The organism is Prevotella sp. P2-180 (assembly GCF_002251435.1).
Classification (GTDB): domain Bacteria; phylum Bacteroidota; class Bacteroidia; order Bacteroidales; family Bacteroidaceae; genus Prevotella.
Map to the genome: position 1 here is coordinate 25,338 of NZ_NPJI01000103.1, position 26,268 is coordinate 51,605.

At 48.9% G+C, this 26,268-nt stretch carries 19 protein-coding genes; 12 read left to right on the forward strand and 7 right to left on the reverse strand.

Translation table 11 applies throughout. The annotated features are described in order from the left end of the window. The first annotated feature begins 4 nt into the window (after positions 1–4). The 3 genes from CIK98_RS14510 to CIK98_RS14520 are packed head-to-tail and all read left to right on the forward strand — an operon-like array spanning position 5 to position 3,521. The gene (locus CIK98_RS14510; RefSeq protein WP_094385470.1) at positions 5–2,017 is read left to right on the forward strand and encodes a DEAD/DEAH box helicase; all 2,013 of its coding nucleotides are present in this window, start codon (positions 5–7) and stop codon (positions 2,015–2,017) included. A 23-nt stretch (positions 2,018–2,040) separates the two neighbouring features. Then, on the forward strand, positions 2,041–2,259 hold the full coding sequence (locus CIK98_RS14515; protein ID WP_094385472.1) for a hypothetical protein: 219 nt from the start codon (positions 2,041–2,043) through the stop codon (positions 2,257–2,259). Between the two features lie 23 nt (positions 2,260–2,282). Continuing rightward, complete coding sequence (locus tag CIK98_RS14520; RefSeq protein WP_094385474.1) at positions 2,283–3,521, forward strand: GIY-YIG nuclease family protein; 1,239 nt, start codon at positions 2,283–2,285, stop codon at positions 3,519–3,521. Positions 3,522–3,644: 123 nt separating this feature from the next. Here CIK98_RS14520 and CIK98_RS14525 read toward each other — a convergent pair whose 3' ends face one another. Further along, positions 3,645–4,982, reverse strand: coding sequence for an ATP-binding protein (locus CIK98_RS14525; RefSeq protein ID WP_094385476.1), 1,338 nt, complete (start codon positions 4,980–4,982; stop codon positions 3,645–3,647). Between the two features lie 202 nt (positions 4,983–5,184). Beyond that, complete coding sequence (locus tag CIK98_RS14530; RefSeq protein ID WP_094385557.1) at positions 5,185–5,598, reverse strand: secondary thiamine-phosphate synthase enzyme YjbQ; 414 nt, start codon at positions 5,596–5,598, stop codon at positions 5,185–5,187. 301 nt (positions 5,599–5,899) lie between these two features. Here CIK98_RS14530 and CIK98_RS14535 point away from each other — a divergent pair, with 301 nt between their 5' ends. Both CIK98_RS14535 and CIK98_RS18765 read left to right on the forward strand, forming a co-directional pair. Continuing rightward, positions 5,900–6,820, forward strand: coding sequence for a hypothetical protein (locus CIK98_RS14535; protein ID WP_094385477.1), 921 nt, complete (start codon positions 5,900–5,902; stop codon positions 6,818–6,820). A 191-nt stretch (positions 6,821–7,011) separates the two neighbouring features. Continuing rightward, on the forward strand, positions 7,012–8,331 hold the full coding sequence (locus CIK98_RS18765; protein ID WP_172409973.1) for a TlpA disulfide reductase family protein: 1,320 nt from the start codon (positions 7,012–7,014) through the stop codon (positions 8,329–8,331). A gap of 38 nt (positions 8,332–8,369) precedes the next feature. On the opposite strand, the gene CIK98_RS14545 is transcribed toward CIK98_RS18765, so the two are convergent. Continuing rightward, positions 8,370–8,723, reverse strand: a complete 354-nt coding sequence (locus tag CIK98_RS14545) for a MerR family transcriptional regulator (protein ID WP_094385481.1) — start codon at positions 8,721–8,723, stop codon at positions 8,370–8,372. Positions 8,724–8,831: 108 nt separating this feature from the next. Between CIK98_RS14545 and alaS the strand changes: the two genes are divergently transcribed. Further along, positions 8,832–11,447: an alanine--tRNA ligase gene (gene alaS, locus CIK98_RS14550; RefSeq protein ID WP_094385482.1), complete on the forward strand. Its 2,616-nt coding sequence runs from the start codon at positions 8,832–8,834 to the stop codon at positions 11,445–11,447. Here alaS and CIK98_RS14555 read toward each other — a convergent pair. The 4 genes from CIK98_RS14555 to CIK98_RS14570 form a co-directional block, all read right to left on the reverse strand. Continuing rightward, positions 11,431–12,009, reverse strand: a complete 579-nt coding sequence (locus tag CIK98_RS14555; RefSeq protein ID WP_094385484.1) for a 4'-phosphopantetheinyl transferase superfamily protein — start codon at positions 12,007–12,009, stop codon at positions 11,431–11,433. The two genes, alaS and CIK98_RS14555, sit on opposite strands and share 17 nt — an antisense overlap. 4 nt (positions 12,010–12,013) lie before the next feature. Further along, complete coding sequence (locus tag CIK98_RS14560; protein WP_094385486.1) at positions 12,014–13,435, reverse strand: ATP-dependent RecD-like DNA helicase; 1,422 nt, start codon at positions 13,433–13,435, stop codon at positions 12,014–12,016. Positions 13,436–13,457: 22 nt separating this feature from the next. Continuing rightward, a complete protein-coding gene (locus tag CIK98_RS14565; RefSeq protein WP_094385488.1) occupies positions 13,458–14,873 on the reverse strand; it encodes a glycoside hydrolase family 28 protein in 1,416 nt (471 codons plus the stop codon). A gap of 141 nt (positions 14,874–15,014) precedes the next feature. Continuing rightward, complete coding sequence (locus CIK98_RS14570) at positions 15,015–15,872, reverse strand: enoyl-ACP reductase (protein WP_094385490.1); 858 nt, start codon at positions 15,870–15,872, stop codon at positions 15,015–15,017. A gap of 216 nt (positions 15,873–16,088) precedes the next feature. Here CIK98_RS14570 and CIK98_RS14575 point away from each other — a divergent pair, with 216 nt between their 5' ends. The 6 genes from CIK98_RS14575 (at position 16,089) to CIK98_RS14600 (ending at position 26,267) form a co-directional block, all read left to right on the forward strand. Continuing rightward, positions 16,089–17,186 carry a DHH family phosphoesterase gene (locus CIK98_RS14575; RefSeq protein ID WP_094385492.1) on the forward strand — a complete coding sequence of 366 codons (1,098 nt, stop codon included), beginning with the start codon at positions 16,089–16,091 and terminating at the stop codon, positions 17,184–17,186. Between the two features lie 388 nt (positions 17,187–17,574). Further along, positions 17,575–18,897 (forward strand): T9SS type A sorting domain-containing protein, encoded by a 1,323-nt coding sequence (locus tag CIK98_RS14580; protein ID WP_094385494.1) that lies wholly within the window; start codon positions 17,575–17,577, stop codon positions 18,895–18,897. Between the two features lie 76 nt (positions 18,898–18,973). Further along, the gene (locus CIK98_RS14585) at positions 18,974–20,116 is read left to right on the forward strand and encodes a TlpA disulfide reductase family protein (RefSeq protein WP_172409974.1); all 1,143 of its coding nucleotides are present in this window, start codon (positions 18,974–18,976) and stop codon (positions 20,114–20,116) included. 57 nt (positions 20,117–20,173) lie between these two features. Further along, complete coding sequence (locus tag CIK98_RS14590) at positions 20,174–21,496, forward strand: C10 family peptidase (protein ID WP_172409975.1); 1,323 nt, start codon at positions 20,174–20,176, stop codon at positions 21,494–21,496. A 9-nt stretch (positions 21,497–21,505) separates the two neighbouring features. Beyond that, the gene (locus CIK98_RS14595; protein ID WP_094385499.1) at positions 21,506–24,766 is read left to right on the forward strand and encodes a SusC/RagA family TonB-linked outer membrane protein; all 3,261 of its coding nucleotides are present in this window, start codon (positions 21,506–21,508) and stop codon (positions 24,764–24,766) included. Positions 24,767–24,779: 13 nt separating this feature from the next. Then, positions 24,780–26,267: a RagB/SusD family nutrient uptake outer membrane protein gene (locus CIK98_RS14600; RefSeq protein WP_094385501.1), complete on the forward strand. Its 1,488-nt coding sequence runs from the start codon at positions 24,780–24,782 to the stop codon at positions 26,265–26,267. Position 26,268 lies beyond the last annotated feature (1 nt).

The window sequence follows — 26,268 nt, forward strand, 5'->3', positions numbered from 1 at the left end:
GCTTATGAAACAAAAGGCAAACGAGATAGTTAACATAAAATATGAACAGACCGGGAGGTCGTCGGATGTTAACGAATTGGGAATGAGAGAAATGCAGGCAAAGGCTTATGCCGCACGCGACAAACGGTTTCTGCTGATAAAGGCACCGCCCGCATCGGGAAAGAGCCGAGCACTGATGTTTATTGCCCTCGACAAACTGCAGCACCAAGGCATAAAGAGAGTTGTGGTGGCTGTGCCGGAAAAAAGTATCGGACGCTCGTTTCAGAACACCCGACTGAAGCCCTACGGCTTTTTCGCAGACTGGAACGTGGCGAACTACTTCAACCTGACCGACGTGAAGAACGAGAAGGACAAGAAGGGTCGTTTCATTGAGTTTTTCCGCCAAAAGGGGGCAAAGATACTCGTATGCGCACACGCCACGCTAAGAAACGCCATGAAGGAAATGGAAGACGAATGGTTTAACGACACCCTGTTGGCAATAGACGAGTTTCACCATACAAGCGCCGACGCAGAGTCGAACCTTGGCGATGTGGTGCGCCGTGTGATGAACAACTCCACGGGACACATCGTGGCTATGACCGGAAGCTACTTCCGTGGCGACGGAGTGCCTGTGCTGAGGCAAGAAGACGAGGCACGTTTCTTCCCCGTGACCTACAACTACTATGAGCAGCTGAACGGCTACCGATATATGAAAAACCTCGTTCTTGGCTATCACTTCTACCACGGAAGCTATCTCGACCACATCATGGAGGTGCTCGACACTACGAAGAAGACCATTATCCACATTCCGAGCATAAACTCGCGAGCTTCAACAGGCTTGAAATACGACGAGACCGACCAGATAATGAGGCTAATAGGCAGGAGGGTGGACAGGGACTACAACACCGGGATATATACGGTGGAGACGCCAGACGGCAGACTGCTGAGAATTGCCGACCTTGTGGAGGACGACCCTAAGGAGCGTAACCGAGTGCAAGGCTTTCTGCAGAAGATGAAACGGCGCGACGACGTGGACATCATTATAGCACTGGGAACGGCAAAGGAGGGATTTGACTGGCAGTGGTGCGAGATGTGTCTGACTATTGGTGTAAGGGGATCGCTGACAGAGGTGATACAGATAATAGGCCGATGCACACGCGACTGTGAGGGAAAGGAAACGGCGCGTTTCGTAAACATGATAGCCATGCCTGACGCTGAGCAAGCCGACGTGAAGGTGGCGGTGAATGATTTCCTGAAAGCCATAACCGCCTCACTGCTCATGGAACAGGTGATGGCTCCAAGCTGGAACTTCAAGACGGCGGCAGACATTGACGACGATGACAACAACAGGAAAAAGAACACCGTAGTGATAGAAGGTCTGAAGCCACTGACAAGCGTAAGGGCAAAGCAGATTGTGGAGGAACAGCTGGACGACCTGAAAGCCGACGTGCTGAACAACGACCTCGTGGTAAGAGCCATAAGTGGCTCAACCACGGCAGAGACCATAACGAAGGTGTTGATTCCAAAAGTGATTCGTGAGCGTTATCCTGACCTCAACGACGAAGAAGTGGAAATGGTCAGAGAGCATTTCCTTGCGGACACATTGATAAAAGGAAGCGATATTGTGGTTGAGGATACCATCATTAGGAGGGACGAGAGAAACGCGGAGGACGGCGAGAGCGAAGGCAACAGGCTGATAAAACTTGCCAACAGGTTTGTGAACATCGATAAGCTGAGCATCAATCTTATAGACACTATAAACCCGTTCCAAAGGGCGTATGAGGTGCTGTCGAAAACCGTGGATGCCCCAACGCTGAGAATAATACAGGACACGATAGCCGAGCAGAAGTTTGACCTTACGATGGAGCAAGCAATAATGATTTTTAAAGGTCCGTTCAAGGCATACGTAGAAGAACATGGGGGAAATATTCCACAAGGCGACGACCCCGACCCAAAGGTGAGAGAAATGGCTGCCGCCTATCAGATGCTGAGAAACCTGAAGGCAAGAAAGATGGCAGGACTGGAATACGAGGAATGAACGGTTGAAAAACAAGGAACGATATGGAATGGCCAAAAGAATTGTTAGAGGTGTTTGAAGACCCTCTGTTTGACGATGTGCGCCCAAAGGCTCCCGCACCTACCGCCGCCGACAGGAAAGACAAACAGGTGGCTGAGCTGGAGGCGTGGATGGCGGAACACGGACGCGAGCCACAACGCAACGGCGACCTTATGGAGAAACGCATGTGGGCGAGGTTCGAAGGACTGAGACGACAACTGTAAGAAGAACAAAAAGGAAGTAGCAAATGGACATTGACAAGGAGCTTGAAAAGATATTTGACGACCCTTTGCTCAGCGACATAACGGCAAAGGAGGCTGGACTGTTTGACATCCCCCAAGACATGAAGGACGTAATCGGCAGGAAACAGGCTGATTATGTGGCACAACGGAAGCCCTGTGAGGACTTCTACAAATATGCCGAGGGATTCAAAAAGGTTCATAGTGATCTGAAAGCTGGAAAGCGAAGCCTCGTCAGAATAGCAAAGACGGTGAACCTGAAGGAGGGGCACTACTACATAGTGAGCGGACAGATGGTGTTTTTGGAAAAAATACTGGAGAGCTACGAGGGAACCAACCATGCCATAGACGGTCGTACACGATGTATCTATGAAAATGGGCAGGAGTCGGACATACTGCTACAGACACTGCGAAAGAGTGTCATGGGCGACGGCTATGGTGTTACTGAACTTGACTCGGAAATGGAACGCAGTTTCTTCAGGCATGGGACAAGCAATGGTGAGGACATCGTGACGGGATACATTTATGTGCTTCGCTCGTTGTCAAAAGCCCCTGAAATATCGTGCAAGAAAGACCTCTACAAGATAGGCTTCTCCACAAACAGGGTGGAAGACCGAATAGCCTATGCCGAAAACGAGCCGACATATCTAATGGCACCAGTGGAGATAGTAGCTTCGTACAAAGTGATGAATCTAAACTCACACAAGTTTGAGGACATAATACATAAGGTGTTGAAAAGCGTACAGATGAACATTAATGTCTATGATGCCAATGGTGTGGAGCATCAGCCTCGCGAGTGGTTCGTTGTGCCGTTTGGAATTATCGAGATTATCATTCAGCGTATTTTAGATGGGACGATAGTCAACTACTTATACAATCCGAAACTCCAATGTTTGGAAAAGCAGATAAAGCAGAATAGTTCCAAGTATGACACACAAGGTATGAACATATTGACACTTAGAATACGGCAAATACTGTTCAATGAAATTGTCGGTGGAACAAAGACTGTTGAGCGAAGGGAAATAAAGCAGACCACATTGAACCGATATACATACATTGACCCTGCTGACGGCAAACGCTATCTACGCCGTTTCGATGCCCTGCGTTTCATTGTCGGCCAGGGAGGACACGGTGGGGATAATGTTCTTGTGAGCGTGGTTGACACTACTTATGCCGATGGCATAGTGGAGTTTCATCTCGGCGAGATACTTGACATCAGAAGAGAAGATGGAATGGCCTTATTGTAATTATCGAAAGAATGATTAAGCCGATGGAATAAAGGCAGACGAGAGTCCCGAACGGCAACGGTTCGGGACTTTCTTTTCGAAGTACCGTTGAAGAAATGGGGTTAAAGGGTTTCGTCGTTTTACTTAATATTCATTCAACAAGAATGCCATATACATCGGCAAAGTGAGCAATTTGTCTTTCTTGCCTACATTGTAGTCTCCAAGTTTTATTGCATAATCCACATGGTATTTCTCCGGATGCCCAAGAACGGTGCGCATGGACTTGGCATTGCCTGTCGTGGCCTTACATTCAATCGGGACACATTGCCCCTTATGGCGCATCAGGAAATCCAGTTCAATGCCGCCGTTCTTGTGGTAATAGTAGAGCTTACGCCCCATCTTGCCAAGGATATCGGCAATAAGATTCTCAAAGATGGCACCTTTATATCCATACAGCTCTCCTCGCAATATGCTCGATTGTGTGCCGTCCTCAAGCATAGACACGAGCAGGCCGATGTCAGACATATAAACCTTGAACTCGCTCTGTATGCGATTACCATCCAAAGGCAATTCGGTAGTTTCCGTATTATAGCACCTTCGGATGATACCTGCATCCTCTATCCACTGAAGGCTTCCCGCATAATCACGCCCACGTCCTCCAGGTCGAACCGTGGAGAAGGTGAATTTCTTGTACTCTCGTGACAGTTGTGACGGAATAGATTCAAAGCACTCGCGGATTTTCGGTTTATCTGCCAACAGCGCATATTTCACCATGTCAGCCTTATATTCGTCCACAATTCGACGCTGAATGGACAGAACCTTACCAATCTGCTTCGTATTCAGAAATGTAGTTACAGCCTCTGGCATTCCGCCGACAATGACATATTGGTACAGCAGCTCGCGAAATCTGGCATGAAGGGATGCGTCAACAGGTGCCTCATTGTCAAGGCATTTTCTCAGATAGTCGATGTGCATCGGTTTGATGCCGTTTGCCCATAGCCATTCCTCAAAGTCCATGGGATACATATCAACAATGTCCTCAAATCCCACAGGAATGGAAGCATCTGCTTCTTCTGCCTGTTCTTCGCGGCTTTTGTAGCCATTAACTCCAAGCAATGACCCTGTACACATCACCTCGAATCTCCCATCAAGAAAGAAATATTTCAACGAGCCTCTTGCCCGTGGGCAATCCTGTATCTCATCGAAAATGAAACATGTATTCCCTGCTTCTATTTCCACATCAGGCATAGCTGCCGTTATGCGCATGATAATATCATCCACATGAAGGTTTGGGGTGAAAAACATCTTGTAATCAGGATGCTCCCTAAAGTCCAAATAAACAATATGCCTGAAATGCTTGTTGGCAAAATCAACCACACTGCTTGTCTTTCCACATTGGCGAACTCCCTTCACCACTATGGGCTTGTGCGAGGGCGTATCCATCCATGACTGGAATACCGATTCTATTTTCCTTATATACATGGTCTTACACGTTTTAATACCGAGTTTTTACAAAAAGTCGCACATTTTATACCCGACTTTTATGATTAAGTCACACATTTTATACCTGACTTTGCGTGCAAAGTTACACATTTTCATCTAAATGACAAGAGTTATTGTATGTTTTTCTTATTACTTCCCGTTAAAAATACGAAAACAATGAGACATGCTTAAGTCGATAGACTCATTCCATCAGTGTAGCAACAATCCTGCGCTCACCGCCATAGTCACGAAACTCACACAGATAGATGCCTTGCCATGTACCGAGGTTCAGGCGTCCGTTGGTTATGGGGATGTTGACACTTACGCCAAAGAGTGAACTTTTGGCATGGGCTGGCATGTCGTCAGCGCCTTCCATAACGTGGTCGTAGTATGGTTCATTTTCCTTCACCAGACGGTTGAGGATTTTCTCCATGTCCTTACGCACGTCAGGGTCTGCGTTTTCATTGATGCTCAAGGCACAGGAAGTGTGCTTTACGAAGAGGTTAAGCAGCCCTGTTTTGGGAAGTGGCTTTGGCAGATGGTCCAATACTTCACGGGTTACGAGATGGCATCCGCGATGTTTTGCCGGGAGTGTGAATTCTATTTGTTGTATCATACTGTCTTTCTTAATATCCAATACTGTTTTGAAGTTGAGTATTTTATTGTAGTGCAAAAGTAGCTATTTACAGTTACACTTGCCTAGCTTAAGCTGAATAATTATGATAATTTAACTCATTTTTTGAAACACCCACCCTCCTATCCGTAGCCTGTAGATTTTCCTAAATAAAGACAGAAATCTTCAGTTAGTAATGTTTAACACGATGAAATCAAAAAAAATATCGATTTATTATTGTGAAAACAAAAAATCAAACTACCTTTGCACATCCTTTTACAACAATTAAAAGAAACAATCTAATATGAAAAAGAAGCTTTTATTTATTGCAATGTTTGTTGCGTCTGTTTTTACTGCAAATGCACAGAATGACGAAGTGAATAACCAAACTGTGCTCGACCTTTTGAAAGAAGGTTTTTCTTCAGAGGAAATTATCGGTGCTATAGAGAACAGCACAACACGTACGATCACCTTCAACATCAACTACATGCGCCAGCTAAAGGCAGCTGGAGCTGATGCGTCCCTTACGTCATACATACAGAAGATAGCCAAGGTGGACAACGGCTATGAGGGTGTCATACTTTGGAATCCTGTTGACGGTGGCAAGCCGACAAAGATTTACCGTTGCAACTTCGAAAAGGAAAAGAAGGGCTTTAACCTTGCAACGGCAGCTGCAATTGGCTTAGCTGCATACGGAGTGGGAAGCGCAGTTAGCGACCGAAATATAAGTGGAGGTGAGGCTGCTGCCGTTACAGCCGGTGCAGGATTGATGATGACCTCGGGCAAGGACATCCAGAAGATGATGATTCCAGGTTCAAAGGCAAAAACAAAGACCAGCCGTCAACCGGTATTCAGATTCTACTTCAATAAGGTTGACAACGCCAGCTTCAATTCCGAGCACGCCAACTGGTATGAAATGGTGATGAACGATATTCAGAGCCCTAACGAGTTCCAGCTTATAAAGATGCAGGTGAAGGAAAACAAGAAGGGTGGCCGTCGTCTCTTCCCGAGTTCTATGTCATATACAGTGGCTGGATTCAGCGGATCTAACGCCAGTACGCGTGAGATGATTAATTTCGAAATCAACCCCATCAACAACAACACCTTTGAGGTGACATTCAGCCAGCCATTGGAGCCAGGCGAATACTGTTTCTTCTACAAAAGCGGTCTGCAGAACAAATATTTCCAAACACAGCCTTTTGGTTTTGACTTCAGCGTAGAATAAGTCTTTTTAGACTATTATTATTAATCGGTCGCGGATGTATCCCTTACGAAACATCCGCGACCATCTTTTTTGCTATGAAATGGTAAGAGCAATAAGTATTTATACTCAAAAAACATTGTCACTTTTATACCCTTTTCATGGAAATCTGCGTAATAATAATAAACGACTTATTATTTAATTATTATAAAACAATGAAAAAGGTAATGATTTTGGCAGTGGCTATAAGCTCTGCCCTTTCTGCCAGCGCAGGAGTTTACAAGTTCAAGATGAACGGCGCCCAGGCAAAAGCTAACGTGATGTTGAACTGGAGTGATAATGACAAATGGACCACTCTTAATGCAACCGACGGTGAAGCTAAACTTGACAGTAGTGACTTCAAACCGCAGTATGTCGACGTGGTGTTCGGACGTAGCATGAGAGGCACAATGTATCTCGACCCTAAGAGCGACTTGGCGGTGACCGTAGACATGGAGACAGGAAAGGCGGAATGTAGCGGCGCTTTAGCAGACATCAACAGATACCTGCTCAACACTGAGTTTGCCGACATCTCACGCGACCAGTATGGTTTGGAGGAGACGGCATTCCTTAAGGTGTGCGACAGCGTGTATGCTGCCAACAAGGCATTGATGGAAAAGGCCTCTCTACCAGCCGATTTTAAGAAGAAAGAAGAGCTGAGACTGAAATACATGTCGTATATGACCCTGCCGATGTATCCGGCTTACATGTATTACAAAATGCAGAAGCAGATAACTCCTTCTGCGAAGTTTTTCACGAAACTCGACGAACTTACGAAGTTCAATTCCGAATGGCTTGAATGTCCGGAATACTGCCAGTTCTTATTGTCAGCCCAGAGCTGTTATACCTCCAATATGGAAGGCGACGACGAAGCTAAGAAATTTATGGATTGGACAGACAAGGTGAACGACGCGAAAGTGAAAGAATACATCGTGGACTCATACGTCATGTCGGCTGTGTCGAGCCAGGGCATCGACGGCAACGAGGCTCTGATAGAGTATTTCAAGAAAAACGTGACCGACGCCGAGAAGACTTCAAAACTAAACGAGCTGTGTGGCAAATGGGAAGCACTGCGTGCAGGAAAAGCCTCGCCTACTTTCACCGGCACCGACATCAACGGAAAACAAGTGACACTCGAGTCGCTGCGTGGAAAATATATCTACATCGACGTGTGGGCCACATGGTGCGGACCATGCCGTGGCGAGCTGCCTCATCTGAAAAAGCTTGAAGAGGCATATAAGGACAAAGACATTCACTTCGTAAGCCTGTCGTGTGACCAGAATAAGGAGGCATGGGAAAAGATGGTGACTAAGGACCAGCTCCAAGGCATACAGCTACATGTAGGTCCTAACGCCTCATTCCTCGACGAATATATGATAAACGGCATCCCCCGCTTCATCATTCTCGACCGTGAAGGCAAGATAGTAAAAGCAAATGCTCCACGCCCGTCAAACCCCGAAACAGCAAAACTGTTTGACGATTTGCTGAAAAAGTAGAGGATAGAGGGTAGAGTCTTCCCTCTGCCCTCTTCCCTCTATACATACATCTCATCTACATGTTGCTTCATAAGCTGAAGTTCATCGCGAATGGCAATAAGTCTCTCTAGCACCTCGGTAGTTTTGTCAACCCCCTTGCGGTTGGCAGCAAGAATTTTCTTTGCGGCGGCAATTTTAAATCCACGCACCTTCACCAAGTTGTATATAGCCTTCACCACCTCAATATCCTTTTCCGAATATTGACGTATGAGCGACGGGCCTGAAGTCTTTGGTTTCAGGGCTGGGATTTCCTTTTCCCAATAGCGCAAAGTGCTTTCGTTCACGTCAAACATCTTAGCCACTTCGCTTATTGAATAGTACAACTTAAGGGTTTTGTCCAAATTTAATGCCATATTTCGCCTATTTTATAAATCATTTTTTTAATTTGCTTGCAAATGTACGAAAAATAAAGTAACTTTGCAACAATTTTCTGAGAAAAATATAATTAGACATAAAAAACAATGATGACAGCTAATGAAATCCGCGATTCGTTTAAGAACTATTTCGAATCGAAAGGACATGCAATCGTACCGTCGGCTCCTATGGTTATTAAGGACGATCCGACGCTTATGTTCACCAACGCTGGTATGAACCAGTGGAAAGATGTTATACTCGGTACACGCGACCCGGAACCACGCAGGCGTGCCGACTCTCAAAAGTGTCTCCGTGTGAGCGGAAAGCATAACGACCTCGAAGAGGTGGGACACGACACTTACCATCACACCATGTTTGAAATGCTCGGCAACTGGAGCTTCGGCGACTACTTTAAGGAAGGTGCTATCGACATGGCGTGGGAATATCTCGTAGACGTACTGAAACTCGACCCGAAAGACCTTTACGTCACTGTGTTCGAAGGATCGAAAGAGGAAAACCTCGTGCGCGACGACGAGGCGGCAAGCTATTGGGCTAAACATGTACCGGCAGACCATATAATAAACGGAAACAAGCACGACAACTTCTGGGAAATGGGAGATACTGGCCCATGCGGACCTTGTTCTGAAATACACCTCGACTCACGTACTGACGAGGAAAAGGCTAAGGTGCCAGGACGTGAACTCGTAAACAAAGACGACCCACAGGTGATTGAGATATGGAACATCGTGTTCATGCAGTTCAACCGCAAGGCCGATGGCTCCCTCGAACCACTGTCGATGAACGTTATCGACACCGGCATGGGCTTCGAACGCCTGGTTCGCGCTCTTCAGGGCAAGCACTCCAACTACGACACCGACATCTTCCAGCCCATCATCAAGGAGATATCACGCCTCTCTGGCAAGGAATATGGCAAGACCGAAGAGGTGGATGTGGCAATGAGAGTAGTGGCCGACCACCTGCGTGCCGTCTCGTTCTCTATTGCCGACGGACAGCTGCCAAGCAACGCCAAGGCCGGATACGTGATAAGACGCATACTGCGCCGTGCTGTGCGCTATGCTTACACCTTCCTCGACCAAAAAGAGGCATTTATGTACAAGCTCCTGCCTGTGTTCATCGGCGAGATGGGAGGCGCTTATCCAGAACTCGTGGCTCAGCGCGAACTCATAGGCCGCGTGATGAAGGAAGAGGAAGACTCATTCCTGCGCACACTCGACAAGGGTATCAACCTGCTCAACGGGGCCATGGACGAACTGAAGGCTCACGGCGAGAAAGTGCTCGACGGTGCTCAGGCATTCCGCATGTTTGACACCTACGGATTCCCCCTCGACCTCACCGAACTCATCTGCCGCGAAAACGGATATACCGTTGATGAGGCAGGCTTCAACGTGGAGATGGAGAAGCAGAAGGCACGTGCACGCAATGCTGCCGCAGTGGAAAACGGCGACTGGGAAGTGCTGCAGGAAGGCGAACAGATATTCGTGGGATATGACTATACCGAATACGAATGCCACATTCTAAGATACAGAAAGGTAACTCAGAAGAAACAGTCGTTCTACGAACTCGTGCTCGACTACACACCTTTCTACGGCGAGATGGGTGGACAGGTAGGCGACTGCGGAGTAATCTGCAACGAAAACGAGACCATCGACATCATCGACACTAAGCGAGAGAACAACCAGAACATACACATTGTGAAGCAGCTGCCAAAAGACCCATCGGCCGACTTCATGGCTTGCGTGGACATCGACAAGCGCATAGGCAGTGCTGCCAACCACACCGCTACCCACCTTCTCGACTATGCCCTGAAACAAGTGCTCGGCGACCATGTAGAGCAGAAGGGTTCTTACGTGAGCAGCGATACACTGCGCTTCGACTTCTCCCACTTCCAGAAGGTCAGCGACGAGGAGTTGAGACAGGTAGAGCGCATGGTGAACTCCATGATACGCGAGGACATTCCTCTCGACGAACACCGCGACACACCTATCGAGGAAGCCAAGAAACTCGGTGCCATCGCCCTCTTCGGCGAAAAATACGGCGACAAGGTGCGCGTGGTACGCTTCGGTCCTTCATGTGAGTTCTGCGGTGGTATACACGCACTGTCAACCGGACGCATCGGCATGTTCAAGATCGTGGGCGAGAGCAGTGTGGCTGCCGGTATACGTCGTATTGAAGCTAAGACTGGCAAGGAATGTGAAGAGATGATGTATAACCTGGAAGACGGTCTGAAGGCCATTCGAATGATGTTCAACAATGCCAAAGACCTTCGCGGCGTGATAGAGAAATACATCGAGGAACACGACTCCATGAAGAAAGACATTGAGGAGTTCCGTGCACAAAACGTGGAGCGCGCCAAGGAGTCACTGCTGGAAAAGGCACGCGTGGTAAACGGAGTGACTGTGATTTCAGCCATACTGCCTTTGATGCCTCAGGGCGTGAAAGACCTCGTGTTCAAGATTCGCCAGGAAGTGCCCGAAAACCTGCTCTGCGTTATCGGCAGCATCGATGCGGGTAAGCCGATGTTGAGCGTGATGTTGAGCGACGACATGGTGAAAGACCACGGTCTGAACGCAGGCCAACTCGTGCGCGAGGCGGCAAAACTTATACAGGGCGGCGGCGGCGGACAGCCTCATTATGCCACTGCCGGAGGTAAAAACACCGACGGTCTCAGTGCTGCTATTGACAGCGTCATAAGCAAGATTTAGTATTTACTACACTCACTACATAGCCATCGTGGAGTTCGGTCAAGAACTCCACTTTGTTTGCCGGCGAAAGGCGCAGCACGGTTTTTATATCGCGACGCAGCCCTTCGCCGGTATATTTTAACAGGGCTTCCTTCATAGTCCATAGCCGTATGAAGGCTTGTGAAGGATTGTCGGCCTTCACCACACTTTCATATTCTTCATCGTCGAGAGTATAGCGGGCGATGCTATCTGAAAAGCGGCATGTTTCTTCTACGTCGATACCCACGGGGGAATCAGCCACGACACATGCCACGGCTTTTCGGCAGTGGCTTAGGTTGAAGAAAATCTCCGGATGTCCCAATATCGAAGGCTTGCCGTTAGCATCATATTCAAACACAGGCGCATCATGAATGCCATACATTTCCCTCAATGCCTTTCTCAGCAGCAGATAGGCAGCGACAGCCTGCCGCCGCGGTCCCTCCATCTTATAGCGCGCCACCTGTTCGCGCCGCTGTTCAGACAGTAGAGTCATCGCCTCGTCGAGGTCAAAGTCGTTTATGTTTTCGTCAATGTATATTTTCATCCCTCTACCCTCTCCCTTCCTTAGGCCAATTCACTAAAAACAGTTTTTCCGTAGCTCGTGTAAAAGCGGTATAGAGCCAATGGAGATAGTCGGGAGAGAGCATGTCGTCGGTCATGTAGCCTTGGTCTACATACACATGCGCCCACTGTCCGCCCTGAGCCTTATGACATGTCACGGCATAAGCATATTTCACCTGGAGGGCATTGAAATAGACATCTTGGCGCAACGCCTTGTAGCGGTCGGCCTTAAGCGGGATATGCTGATAGTCTGCCATGACCTGCTGAAACAACAGCTCGCTTTGTTCGCGAGTGAGCGATGGCGACTCCGACTGCAGCGAGTCAAGCAGCGTAGTGGCCGTAAGTTCCATACCGTCGTAGTCGGGAAGCAACAGTGTGATGTCGGCAAAATGAAATCCATAGAGCTCTCGTATGTTTCTCACCCTCAACACTCGGGCACGGTCGCCGTTGGCAATAAACGGCAACGGCAGTTTCAGTTTCTCCGCCCAGAAGTAGTTGTTTTTCACCACCATAAGCATGTCGCCCTGGCTCACGAGTTCCTCACGCCCAAGCACCATGTTTCTTATACCATTATTATATATTATGGCACGCTTGTTACTACGCGTGACGACAATAGTATCGTCGAGCCCTATATTGCTATACGACGACGACAATTGCTCAATAAGCTCGTCGCCTCTAAGGTCGACAATGTCGTCAAATCCTCTAAACACCACCTTCGGCATTTGCGTCACCTCGTCGTCAGCAATCATACTTCTCACCCGTGTAGCGTTAAACAGTATGCCGGAGTCGTGGCTTTGTCTCAACACTTCCTTAAGACTTGCCTCAAACACGTCGAGACCATATCCCGCCATCACTTCGGCCATAAGAGCGGGACTCTCTTCCTCGCCCACGGGAGGCAGCTGCGCCGTGTCGCCAATGAGCATCAGGCGGCAGTTGCGTCCGGAATAGACAAACTGAATGAGGTCGTCGAGCAGACAGCCACTGCCGAAGGAGGAGTCGCCCATACCCATATTGGCTATCATAGAAGCCTCGTCGACTATAAACAGTGTGTCGGTAGCGAGGTTGGCGTTAAGGGTGAAGGGAGAAGCCATGTCGGTCATGGTCTTCTGGCGGTAGATCTTTCGGTGGATGGTGAATGCCGCCAGACCTGCGTTCATGGCAAACACCTTTGCGGCGCGTCCCGTAGGAGCCATAAGCACAAGCTTCTGTTTCATTTCCACCAGTGCCTTAACTATTGCACCGGCAAGTGTGGTCTTTCCCGTACCTGCCGAGCCACGCAATATCATGACCACACGCTCGTTGCGGTCAAGGGCAAAGTTGGCAAACGTCCTTATGGCGCTGGCTTGCTCTGCCGTTGGAGCAAAACCAATGTGTCGGCAAATGGTAGAATAATAGAAGTCGGCAAGCATTCTTTTACAAAATGATTTCTCTTTATTTCTGACAGCTGATTTTCTCCGTCCTCACGTTCTCAAGTTTCACCTCAGCAGTAGCCGCGTCTATGTCAACGCCTTCCTGTATGTAGGAGAAAGTGGAGTTGGAGATGCTTATGCCATGAATGCAGTTAAGTCCTTCGATGCCCTTTGCCTTTATGGCTGTAGCTGCGCCATAGCACACCACATTATTAATATTTATATCGGTGAATTCAGGAACAAGCTCAAGCTTTTCGGCTTTCTTTTCCTTCGATGCGTCGTGGCCGGCAGGGCGGTCTACGTAGTCACACTGTATCACGATAGCCTCGTCGGCGATGTCGTTCATCACGATGTCCGAGATATGAATGGCCTCAGTCTTTCCTCCACGGCCTATGCCGCTCTTGAAGCGCAGTCCGGTGTCGGTGCCAGAGAATCGGCATTGGCGCACCACAATGCGCTTCATGCCTGTGATGTCCTCGCTGCCTATCACGAATCCGCCATGGGCATGGAATACGGTGTTGTCTTGAATCATGATGTCCTCGCAGCCGTTCACCAGTGCCGTAGGCTTTGTCTTTCCACTCTTCATGCAGAGTCCGTCATCGCCGGCGTCCACAATGGAGTTGACAATGAGCACTTGGTGGCAATCGCTGATATCGATAGCGTCGCCGTTCTGCGCATTCCATGGGCAACGCACTGTTATGCCGTCAATTATCACGTTGCGTGAGTTGCACGGATGCACATGGAATCGTGGCGAGTTTTGGAATGTCACTCCCTCAATAAGCACATTCTCACAGTCGGTGAATCTCACGAGGTCCTGTCGGCGTTTTTCCTGAGCCTCTGGAGTTTCTTCTATGTTTGGGAATCCTGCCTTCACGTCCCAGGGGTACCACAGTTGTCCGTTCTGTCGTTCCACACCACCAATGGCCAGGAAGCGTTTCCACTCAGTGTCGCTCACCTTGCCTCGTTTCACCGGTCGCCACTGTGCGCCATTACCGTCTACGATGCCTTCTCCCGTGATGGCGATGTTCTTACGTTTTGAAGCCTTTATGCCCGGTTCGCATCTCGACGACTTTCCTTCCTTGTCGAGAAAGAGGCTTTTGTCTGGCGACATCATCACTATGGCGTTACGCTCAATATGCAGGTCGATATTGTCTTTCATCACTATTGGTCCGGTGAGCCACACTCCTTGAGGCACTATGAGTCGTCCGCCACCTTTCTTTGTGAGTGCGGAAATAGCCTTACGGAAAGCCTCGGTGTTAAGGGTCACACCGTCGCCCACTCCGCCAAAATCGGTCAGTGAGACCGTATTGTCAGGAATGTCAAAATCTGCCACTTGTTTCATTTCCACCGGCAGGTTCTGATAATACTTCGCATAGTCGCCGGCATTTGCTGTCAACACCATGCACAATACGAAAAAGATTGTTGATAGTTTTTTCATAGTTATAAGTTTTTTGATAGTTGTATTTTTTTAGATAAAAAGACACAGAGTCACAGAGACATTGTAATTCTATTAAGCAAAAAAATACAAGAACTCTGAGATTCTGTGTCCGTAATATAAATAATCAAATATTATTTTACATCATCCGTAAATGATCTTTCCATTCTCGTCTTCATAAGGAGTGAGATCCTTCGAATACTGGTTCATGGCGCGTAGGCTCATGCCCATCGACGAGAATCCACCATCGTGGAAGAGGTTCTGCATGGTCACCTTACGGGTGAATTCTGAGAACATCATCACGCAGTAGTTGGCGCAGTCCTCGGCAGAGGCGTTACCCAGTGGCGACATCTTGTTAGAGAAGTCCATCAGGTTCTCCATATCCTTTATGCCCTTACCGGCCGTGGTAGGTGTAGGCGACTGGGAGATGGTGTTGATACGCACGTTTTTCTCACGTCCGTAGATATATCCGAAGCTGCGTGCAATACTTTCCAGCATGCTCTTTGCGTCAGCCATATCGTTGTAGCCGAAGAAAGTACGCTGCGAAGCCACGTATGTAAGAGCCACTACCGAGCCGTATTCAGCAATAGCGTCCTGTTTCTTCGCCACCTGTAGCATCTTGTGGAACGAGATAGCAGAGATGTCAAGCGTCTTCTGCAGATAGTTGTAGTCGAGATCGTCGTAAGTGCGGTGCTTACGCACATTGGGGCTCATGCCGATAGAGTGGAGCACGAAGTCAATCTTTCCGCCAAGTTTCTCCACCGATTCACTGAATACTTTCTCTAAATCCTCAACGCTGGTAGCGTCGGCTGGTATTACAGGCGCGTTGAGCTGCTTGCTCAGTTCGTCGAGCTCGCCCATACGCAATGCCATGGGAGTGTTGCTCAATGTTATTGTTGCACCTTCTTCAACGGCCTTCACGGCCACTTTCCAAGCGATAGAGTCTTCGTTCAATGCACCGAAGACGATACCGCGTTTTCCTGCTAATAAATTATGCGTCATAATACTATAATGTGAATTATTCGGCTGCAAAATTACACATTTTTGTTCTAAATGTGCATTTTTATAAAGATATATTAACTTATTTAATACGTAAACCTTTGCGAAGTCCCGTTTTTTCTGAATTATTATTTGGCGGTCTAACAAAAAATGCGTAGCTTTGCAGTCATTATGAATTCAATTGCAAAAAGTCTTCAACATACATAATATCAAAACGACATGAAAATTAAAGTAAACACCATGATACCGAAATCATGCATAAGATGGCATAGCGTTCTGGTGGCGTTGTGTCTTGTATTCCAACTAGCATCATGCGACGACCGCGACAACCCTTCGTCTCCCGCCAGTCCTGTGGCCAACATCCTTGCATGTCTCGACTGGGGAGAAAGCGACACGACATACGTCATAGGCCACAAGAGCCCCGACACCGATGCCGTCTGCTCTGCCATTGCATACGCCAGCCTTATGAAATCGCTGGGCTACCGCTGCGAACCTCGCGTGGCAGGAAAGATAAACAACGAGACAAAGATGGTGCTGGAAAAGGCTGGAGTAGAGGTGCCGCCAGTGCTCGACAACGCAGCCGGACTACGCATCATCATGACCGACCACAACACCTCAGAACAGGCAGTGCCCGGCATTACGGAAGCAAAGGTACTGCAGATTATCGACCATCATGCGTTGGGCAACTCCCCCACAGCCTCCATACCCTATTTCAAGATAGTGCCGTTAGGTTCTACCAACACCGTAGTGTATACATGCTATCAGGAGTTAGGTGAGCCCATCAATCAGACAATGGCATACCTGATGCTGTCTGCCTTACTGTCTGACACTAACGGCATGACCTCCACCACCGTGACCGACATAGACCGTGAGATGCACAACACCCTTCTACCCCTGTCGGGCATAACTGACGTTGAAAGACACTATGAGGAGATGACCGACTCTTTGGCCTCTTACACTGGTATGACCGACGAGGAAATATTCCTTTCCGACTACAAGGACTATGGCAGTGAGGTAGCCGGACGTCCTATGGGTGTGGCTCAGGTGAATTCGCTCGACGAGGCGTCGCAGATAAGTCTGCGTGGCAGGATGCAAGCCGTGATGCCGTCAATAATGGCAAAAAAGGAGCGTGATATTCTCTATGCTCTTATGGTTAACAAACGTGACAACTACACCGACATCATTTTCTATGGTGAAGGAGCGAAAGAAATGGCCGAGAAAGCCTTCGGCAAGTCTCAGCAGGGATATATCCGCGTGGAAGGACAGATGTCGCGAAAGAAGGATTTCATACCGGCAATATCTGCTGTTGCGAAGTAAATTAGAATATTAGATAGCCTCGGCACAACCCTCGGCACGACCTTGTTCACTTGGTCGTACTTGTTCCCAATCTGAATATGCTCAGAAATGCTGCAATCCTACTGCAAAAGTAGATAATAAAAATGAGAGTACCCTTGTCCCTAATACAGAAGGACGATTAGCTATATGCATGTGAATTCTTAGAATGTCCCTCTGACCCTGTAACATGGTTTCAAATCCTAAGTGAAATGTACTTAGGGGAAAAGACTTAGATAGTTGGTTAATATTATTCAAATAGTAGATGATTTTCGTTAAAAAGCGCAAACAAAAAAAAAAAAAACGTCAACTTTCGCGAATATTCCCTATCTTTGCCATCAATTAATAACTTAAAGAATCAGAGAGAAACATTATGAAGAAATTGTTACTTAGCTGTGCGGCACTTGTTCTTGCCGCAAACATTTCGGAGCTAAAGGCTCAAGGTGCAACATGCGAAGAAGCTACGGCAATGCCTACGTATGTGGACGGATCCACTATTCCCAACGGAGCATGGTACAACTATTCCGTGACCGAAGCCTCAATGTTCCCATCAAGCGCTCCTGTTGGTCTTGAAGACGGAAACATCCTGATATATGAAGGATGCGGAGGCCGTTCTGCAATCAAGATGAGTACTAACACCTACTATCTTGAACCCGGCAAGGAGTATAAGGTGTTCTTAAAGCTCAGGTCGTCTGACTTCTTCTTCCCAAGTGCAACTTCAATGGCAAACGCACCGGCTGGTATGTACTGCGTGAAACCAATCGTTATTGACGGCAACGGACTGGGAATCGCCCAAAGCATCGGCGGAGCAAGAACCATGTGGTACCAGATAGAGCCTGCCATCAACGCTCCACTCAAGGTGTTGAGCAGCGACATTGGCAACCCTCTTTCTCCTAACGTGACCAAAGTTGTGACAAAGCACCTCGCTTGCGACGGAGGCAGTAACGAGAGCAACGAACTTCTGCCTCAGCAGACTTACCTTAAGGCCGGAGTGAACCTCGTGGGTGTGACCACAGATGCAGCATGTTCCATCATGTTCCAACTCGACGGTTTTTCGGCAGCCGGATGCGGCAACAATCCAGCATATGCACCGGTGATTGAGCTCAACACCGAGAGCGCCATAGCCAACGCTTATTACGTGGTGAACCGCCGTTTCGTTGTGCCAGAGGACGGAAATTATACCTTCACTCTCAATGCCGCTGAAGGCTCAGTACTCTCGATAGCTTCTGTAGTAGTGAACGAGAATAACAAGAAGGTTTGCGACTTCGACACCAATCCTCTCAGCGTAGAAGTGGGCGAGAACAACACTGCTTCTGTGGTTGGCACATTCAAGAAAGACGATATCGTGATTCTCTATGCCGACGAGTCTGGCGTACTTGCCGATGGCACTCCTTCATTGAAGGTGGTTAAAGGCGGAACACCTTCTACCGGCATCAACAACGTTAAGTCAAGCTCACGCGATCTGAAGCTGTCGGAAAATCCTACCGACGGACTGTTCACCATCACCAGTACACTGCTGAAGAACGGCGCAGAGATTGGCATCTACGACATGTCGGCACGCCGCGTCTGGGCATCACAGGCAAAGGCCGGCTCTGACTCATTCGACGTAGACGCATCTAACCTTGTACCAGGCACCTACCTCGTGGTAGTTTACGGACCTGACCGTTCTGCCTCTGCAAAGCTCATCGTAAAATAAGACAAATTTAATACCGAAACAGCATCACAGGACGTAATGCGCCCCGATGATGCTGTTTCTTTTTTTTATAAATACAATGAAGACATTTATCACTATCTTATTACTTTTAGCCACCTTTTATAATATATATGCAGCCGAAAACATCCTTCGCATAAAAGGAAACATTTCGGGCATTACCAACGACACACTCATAGTGCAGCTTATCGACATCGAGACAAGCCGCATGACAGAAAGCAAGACTTGCCGTACGGAAGGCGGCAACTTCGATATATCCATACCTACCGAAAAGGTGTCATATCTCGCCATCACATACAAGACATTGTCGGAAGGCAAGACCACAAAGAAAGACCTTTCTTACATAGCCGTGCCCGGCGAGGAACTCATTATCAACTCCACCGCAGAAGGCATCTGCGTTGAAGGCACCCAATTCTATAACGACTACAAGCAGTTTGAAGTCTTCAACAAAACCTTTCAGACTAAATGGCGACAACTTAATCTCGACTTCGCCTCTCAAAGAGACATGCCGGGAGCTAACGTCGACTCTCTGAAACAGGTGTTTTCCGGCAAGGCTGATGCCATGCGCCACACCATATCTGAAGAGGCGATGGACTATATCAGAAAGAACCCATCGTCGGAGATTTCCATCGTGATGCTTAACAACGTTTTCTGCACCGACATCGACCATGCCTCCACACTGCTTGACTCCACGGCACGCAATGGTCGCTTCAAGGCCTACATCGACTTCTTGGTGAAGAAAGCACACACCGATGCCGTGCGCCTTAAAGCAAGCAAAACCATAAAGGAAGGCAACTTCGCTCCCGACTTCACCCTCACCGACATCAACGGCAACAAACTCACGCTCTCGTCGCTTCGCGGCAAATATGTCATACTCGACTTCTGGGGTTCTTGGTGCGGTTGGTGCATCAAAGGCATGCCGGAGATGAAGAAGTACTACGAAAAATACCGCGACCGAATGGAGATTCTCGGCATTGCGTGCAACGACAAGGAGCCCAAATGGAAGGCTGCCGTAGAAAAACACCAACTCCCATGGCTTCATGTACTAAACGGCACTCCTGACGACGTGACGGCACAATACAACATCACTGGATATCCAACAAAGATAGTACTCGACTCGGAAGGACGAATACTGAAAATCGTTTCTGGAGAGTCACCTGAATTCTATACTTTCATCGATGAGAGGGTAGAAGGTGGAAGGTAGAAGGTGGAAGGTAGAGACCTGAATACTTTAGTAACTGAGTAATAAAGAATGCTTAATATGAAACACTTAATATGTTCACTACTGGCAGCCACGGTAGTATCCAGCTATGCCGCCGACAACGACAAGGCACTTGAAACTGCGGCCCTGTTTCTTGGGGCAGACACCAAGGAAATGACACTTTGCTACACTGCCACCGGGCCAGCCACAACAAGAGCAATAAAGGCGGAACCGGCTCTGTATGTATACAACCGCAACGGCGGAAAAGGATTTGTCGTGGTGTCGGCCGACGAAAGCAACACTATTCTCGCCTACTCCACCGAAAACACCTTCGATGCCAGCGAAATGCCTCCTGCATGCAAGGAATGGATAGACAGTTATACCCACGGCACTACAAAACTCACTATTTCTGCCGATGCCATCAAGCCTCTGCTCAAGTCTACCTGGGGACAAGGTTTCCCATACAACATGAAGTGTCCGATGGAACGTCGGTCTGGATATGAAGGCAAACAATGTCTTACTGGATGTGTACCTACTGCCATTGCCCAGGTAATGTACTATTACCAATATCCTGAACGCCCCACCGGTTCGGTGTTCTATTACGACAGCAAGCAAAGCACATGGAGGGAACTTGACTTCGACAAACAGCCGAAATTCGACTGGGAGAACATCAACGACGAATACGAGACCACTCCCACCATAGAACAATGCACCGCCGTAGCCGACCTCTTCGTCAGTGTCACCCATGCATCAAAGGCAGACTTTGGCTACGACGTGACACTCGCCACGCCCCAAAGCTCGGTAGCACGCATGGCAGACTATTTCGGCTATTCCAAAGACATAACACATCACGAGCGAAGCAACTATGACGATGACACATGGGCATCGCTCATCATTGCCGAACTGGAGGCTGCACGACCTGTAATCTACAGAGGAGCGAACTCTACAATAGGTCACACCTTCGTGTGCGACGGCTACGACGGCAACGGCATGTTCCACATCAACTGGGGATGGCGTGGAAAGTCAGACGGCTATTATTCTCTCTCTGCCCTCAATCCAACAGACCAGGGCGAAGGTGGTTCCGACGATGGCTACAATAACGGACAAGCCATGGAATGTGGCATTCAACCAGCATCGTCGACAGGCATAGAGGGCAGCCTTGCCACCTCGCCTGAGGTCAAATTCCATCGCAATGCCGACGGGTCATGGCTGGTGACATCAGCAAAGACCATCACCTCTGTAGAACTCTTTTCTTCAGACGGCAGGACTCTCTTCTCCTCAAGCAATGAAGGGAACACAGTCACCCTTCCCGCCACCTACAATGGCTACGGCATACTGCGCATTATCACTTCTGAAAAAGAAACAATAAGAAAAGTCAAATAATCACACCAGATGAAAAAAACAACATTGACAAAAGCAGCCGCCATCACTTGTATGGCTCTCATCACGGCTTTACCCGCCAAAGCTGCAGAAGACACCACAGGCGAAGGCATGAACAGCCCTGCAGCTACAGCCTTCTACCTGAAAGGCAAGGTGCTCGACGATACAGGCGAACCTCTCACCGGTGCCGTAGTAAAGATAAAGGGCACTGACACTGGAGTACTCACCGACCTCAACGGCAACTTCTCCATTCCCGTAACCAAACAAGGACGCTACACGCTCAACATCACCTTTGTCGGAATGACCGCCTTAGAAACTGCCGCCACCACTACAAAGGCCATCGTGGTGAAGATGGAGGCCGACAGCAAGGTGCTCGACGAGGTAGTGGTATCCGGCTTCCAGACCATCTCACGCGAACGCAACACCGGGTCTGCCGTAATCGTAAACAGCGAGAAACTCAATAAGATACAGGCCACCACACTTAGCTCGAAACTCGAAGGCATGACACCCGGACTCACTATCTACAACGGAGACATGAGCATTCGAGGCACATCTTCATTTGCCGTAAGCGGCACTCCACTGCTCGTCATCGACGGACAGCCTGCCACCGGCATATCAATAGACAACATCAACCCGGAGATAATAGACCAAGTGACGGTACTAAAGGATGCCGCTGCCACATCTCTCTATGGTGTGAGGGCATCTAACGGCGTGATAGTCATCACCACAAAAAACGCCGCCAAGGACAAGCTCGACATCAACGTCTCCGCCAACTACTACCTCAAGCCCCTACCGTCGCTAAGCTACAAGCACTACGCCTCCACAAGCGATATCATCGACCTTGAGGAAGAGTTCCTTCTCTCCGACCCCGACTACCAGGCAAACCCTCTCGCCTACTTCAACACACTTACCAACAAGTCGAACGCCACCTTCATGACCCAGGTAGACATGATATACTACCGACTTGCTAAAGGAGAAATAGACCAAGCCGGAGCAAAAAGCGCCATCGACGCCTTACGCAACTACGACTACCGAAAAGAATACCGCGACAAACTACAGCAGATGGCCATCACCCAGGACTACAGCGTGTCGGTGTCAAAGGGAGGCGACAAATACAACTTCTTCGCCTCTGGACGACTCAGGAGCAACGGCATGTACACAAAGTTCAACGACAACAATACAGCACAGCTATACCTCAAAAACGACCTGCAGGTGGCACCATGGTTTAAGCTGACCTTAGGTGCCGACCTCTCTGTGCTGAAGAGCAAGTACACACAGGCCTCATACCTCGGATATGCCAACGCCATGCCCTACGACCGCCTCTACAACGACGACGGCTCATTGGCCTACAGATATCCCTACAACCAAGTGCTCGCCACATCATTCGACAATGCCCAAGGACTACAGCCCATGGGCTACAATGCCGTGGAGGAGTCGGGGAATAACATCGCCAAGACCGACAACACCTATATGAAATACTTCGCCCAGACCGACTTTAAAATCGTAAAAGGCCTTGGGCTCGAATTGAAGTTCCAATACGAGAAACGCATGATTGACCAAGAGGAATACGACGAGGCAGACTCGTATATGATGAGAAGTCTCGTAAACGAGTTCACCTCAACCAACACCGACGGCACCTACACCTACAACATTCCGCAGGGAGGCCGCCTCTACAGCGTGAGTGCCAACTACAGCTACTACAACCTCCGCGGTCAGTTCAACTACAACACAACCATTGCCTCAAAACACGACATCACGGCATTGCTTGGTGGTGAAATACGCGAAGACAACTACCGCTCCTGGAGCTCCGAACGCTTTGGCTACGACGACCAAAAGCTCACCTACTCACAGGTGGACTGGCAGACCCTTTCACGCGACGGCGTAGTGGGACAACTGTACTCCAGCGTGCGCCGCCGTGCCGAAAACCTTTCTGTGTCAGAAATCAAACACCGCTACGTGTCAGCCTATTTCAATGCCGGCTACACCTACGACCAACGCTATGCCTTCAACGCCAGTGTGAGAATAGAACAGGCAGACCTCTTCGGCACCGACCCGAAATACCGCTATCGCCCGTTGTGGTCGGTGGGTGCCAGCTGGAACGCCAACAAGGAGGAGTTTATGAAGCAGTTCTCATGGATAAACCTCCTGAAGTTGCGACTCACCTACGGTATTACAGGTAACGTAGACCAAAGCTCGTCGCCCTACCTCCTCGCCGGATTCGCCACCACCCTCCACTCCGGAGCTCCGGTAACGATGATACTCACTCCGCCAAACAGCTCATTACGCTGGGAGAAGACATCCACCTTCAACGTTGGTATCGACTACCGCTTCCTCGGCAAGCTGTCAGGAAGCATCGACTTCTACCGCCGCTATAGCTCCGACTTGCTCGTAAACAAGAGCATCGACCCCTCGCTCGGCTTCAACGGCATGGCAAAAGCCAACAACGGCGAGATGAAAAACGTGGGAGTGGAATTCGTGGCCACTTACGACTGGCTGAAACACAAACAGACAAGTCTCTCAACCACCTTTTCCGCCGCATACAACAGCAACACCATTGAGAAAGTGGACTACGAGCCCACCGACGCCATCGACATGATACAGTCGCCTGCAAGCAACTATCGCGTTGGCGACACCTATAAGTCTGTATACGCCTACCGCTATGCTGGACTGACCTCCGACGGCAATCCCTCAGTATACGACGAAAGCGGCAACATAGTGTCTATCAGCCCGGTAAGAAGCGCCGATGCTGTGGTTTGTGTAGGACAGCTCACTCCGAAGTGGAGCGGCGCACTGTCGATGGACTTCAGATACAAAAACCTCGGTCTGTTCCTCAAGGCAGTATACTACACAGGTCACTCACTGCGCGACGATGTGGTGACACTCTACGACTCATATAACACCATAAGAAACGGAGCCATAGGCGAAGACATCGTCAACCGATGGACCCCCACCAACACCGATACCGACATTCCCGCCATGGGTCTGCACTCCGACACCGGCGAGCGAAACTACCATTGGAAATATGCCGACGTCAATGTGGTCAGCGCATCGTTCATAAAGATGAGAAACATCGGCGTCACCTACGACCTGCCCAAGACATGGCTCACGAAAATAGGAGTCAAGGGAGCAAGACTGAAACTACAGGTAGACAACGCCTTCCGCTGGACAGCCAACGATAAAGACATAGACCCAGAGGCATTCAATGCCAACAGCGGCACACGCAACGAGGCTGTAATGCCAAGCTATATCTTAGGTCTGAACATTCAATTCTAATATTGCAAAAGAAATGAAACACCATAATTTATTTTTCTGCGGGACCATCATGGCCACAGCGGCAATGATCTGCTCCTGCGACGACTATCTCGACATCGTGCCAAAAGGAAAGGCACAACTCGAAACCACCGACGACTACTTAGGACTGCTCGAAGAAGTGTCGCCGTCATACGAACACTCTAACTTCTGGGCTATGAGCGGAGAATCGTCATGGAACAAAAGCGAGGAGCTCAAGGCTTATACCTATCCACTATGGTCTACGGCTTTCTTTTGGGACGAAAACTACGACCGTGCAGCCTACACCATTGAGAGTTCGCTCTACAATAACTGCTATGACCGCATCACACGATACAACGCCCTCGTCGACGGCATTGCCGACTCCAAAGGCAATGAGGCAGACAAGAAGACGGGACTGGCACAAGGCCGGATTATGCGCGCCTACAACTACTTCTTCCTTGTCAACACTTTCGCCCCACCCTACGACCCCCCCACAGCCTACACCGACAACGGTATCATAGTACGCGAAAAAATGTTTGAGTCGATTGAAGAAGAAGGCGTACAGCAATCTGTGGGCTACACCTACGACTTCATCCAGAAAGACATCGACGCCGCCATAGACGACCTGCCCGACCGCGCCCTCAACAGTTTCCGCCCCGACAAGACCTTCGGCTACGCTTTGAAAGCCAAGGTACATCTCTACAAAAGGGAGTACGAGCAGTGTATCGACGCATGCGAAAAAGCACTCGAGGCAGCTAAAGCGGGCGGACACGAAATATGGGACATGACCGCCGACTACAAGAAATACGCACCACTGCTCATCCAGATGGGCTATCCTGATCAAGCCATCGACAATCCCGCTTACATGGGCATCAACGACTTTGTAGAAACAATATGGAAAAGCCGTGTCACCTATGGTTACGACGGGGCGGAACACTTGCTCTATCAATATGGCAATACCAAGGACGACCCATTCCCAATGTATGTCACCAAGGAAGTACTCAACCTCTTCGAGCGCAATGCCGACCTTCGCTACCGCTATTGCATACGCTACAAAGCACAACACGACACAGCACCTGAAGGCTCTCAAGACTTCGCCACCACAGGTATAAAATGGAATCCGTCGGGCATGCGTCTGTCTGAGGTCTACCTGATGCTCGCCGAATGCTATGCACGCAAGGCCACACCCGAAGCCATATCCCAAGCTATGCTATATCTTGAAACCCTGCGCTCAAAGCGTTGTGTGGCAGGACGCTATACCCACCTCTCCACTACCAACGCCACAGAAGCCCTGCGTTTCGTGCGCGAGGAACGCAAGCGCGAACTGTTCCTTACCTACAATGGCTTCTTCGACATGCGCCGCTTCTGCCATGAGTTTAACGAGACCGTAAGCAAGGAGTTTGAGGGCAAGACATATACCCTCTCCCCCACCTCCCATCTGCTTGTCTATCCATTCCCAGTGAAAGCCATGCAAAACAGTAATCTCAAACAAAACAGCAAATGAC

Bases quoted from the DNA above. Each gene is read 5' to 3' on its own strand.
- alaS (WP_094385482.1), top strand. From the start codon at position 8,832: ATGATGACAGCTAATGAAATCCGCGATTCGTTTAAGAACTATTTCGAA.
- CIK98_RS14580 (WP_094385494.1), top strand. From the start codon at position 17,575: ATGAAGAAATTGTTACTTAGCTGTGCGGCACTTGTTCTTGCCGCAAAC.
- CIK98_RS14560 (WP_094385486.1), bottom strand. From the start codon at position 13,435: ATGCTTGCCGACTTCTATTATTCTACCATTTGCCGACACATTGGTTTT.
- CIK98_RS14530 (WP_094385557.1), bottom strand. From the start codon at position 5,598: ATGATACAACAAATAGAATTCACACTCCCGGCAAAACATCGCGGATGC.
- CIK98_RS14570 (WP_094385490.1), bottom strand. From the start codon at position 15,872: ATGACGCATAATTTATTAGCAGGAAAACGCGGTATCGTCTTCGGTGCA.
- CIK98_RS14545 (WP_094385481.1), bottom strand. From the start codon at position 8,723: ATGGCATTAAATTTGGACAAAACCCTTAAGTTGTACTATTCAATAAGC.
- CIK98_RS14595 (WP_094385499.1), top strand. From the start codon at position 21,506: ATGAAAAAAACAACATTGACAAAAGCAGCCGCCATCACTTGTATGGCT.
- CIK98_RS14565 (WP_094385488.1), bottom strand. From the start codon at position 14,873: ATGAAAAAACTATCAACAATCTTTTTCGTATTGTGCATGGTGTTGACA.
- CIK98_RS14575 (WP_094385492.1), top strand. From the start codon at position 16,089: ATGAAAATTAAAGTAAACACCATGATACCGAAATCATGCATAAGATGG.
- CIK98_RS14525 (WP_094385476.1), bottom strand. From the start codon at position 4,982: ATGTATATAAGGAAAATAGAATCGGTATTCCAGTCATGGATGGATACG.
- CIK98_RS14590 (WP_172409975.1), top strand. From the start codon at position 20,174: ATGAAACACTTAATATGTTCACTACTGGCAGCCACGGTAGTATCCAGC.
- CIK98_RS14510 (WP_094385470.1), top strand. From the start codon at position 5: ATGAAACAAAAGGCAAACGAGATAGTTAACATAAAATATGAACAGACC.
- CIK98_RS14520 (WP_094385474.1), top strand. From the start codon at position 2,283: ATGGACATTGACAAGGAGCTTGAAAAGATATTTGACGACCCTTTGCTC.
- CIK98_RS18765 (WP_172409973.1), top strand. From the start codon at position 7,012: ATGAAAAAGGTAATGATTTTGGCAGTGGCTATAAGCTCTGCCCTTTCT.
- CIK98_RS14555 (WP_094385484.1), bottom strand. From the start codon at position 12,009: ATGAAAATATACATTGACGAAAACATAAACGACTTTGACCTCGACGAG.
- CIK98_RS14600 (WP_094385501.1), top strand. From the start codon at position 24,780: ATGAAACACCATAATTTATTTTTCTGCGGGACCATCATGGCCACAGCG.
- CIK98_RS14515 (WP_094385472.1), top strand. From the start codon at position 2,041: ATGGAATGGCCAAAAGAATTGTTAGAGGTGTTTGAAGACCCTCTGTTT.
- CIK98_RS14535 (WP_094385477.1), top strand. From the start codon at position 5,900: ATGAAAAAGAAGCTTTTATTTATTGCAATGTTTGTTGCGTCTGTTTTT.
- CIK98_RS14585 (WP_172409974.1), top strand. From the start codon at position 18,974: ATGAAGACATTTATCACTATCTTATTACTTTTAGCCACCTTTTATAAT.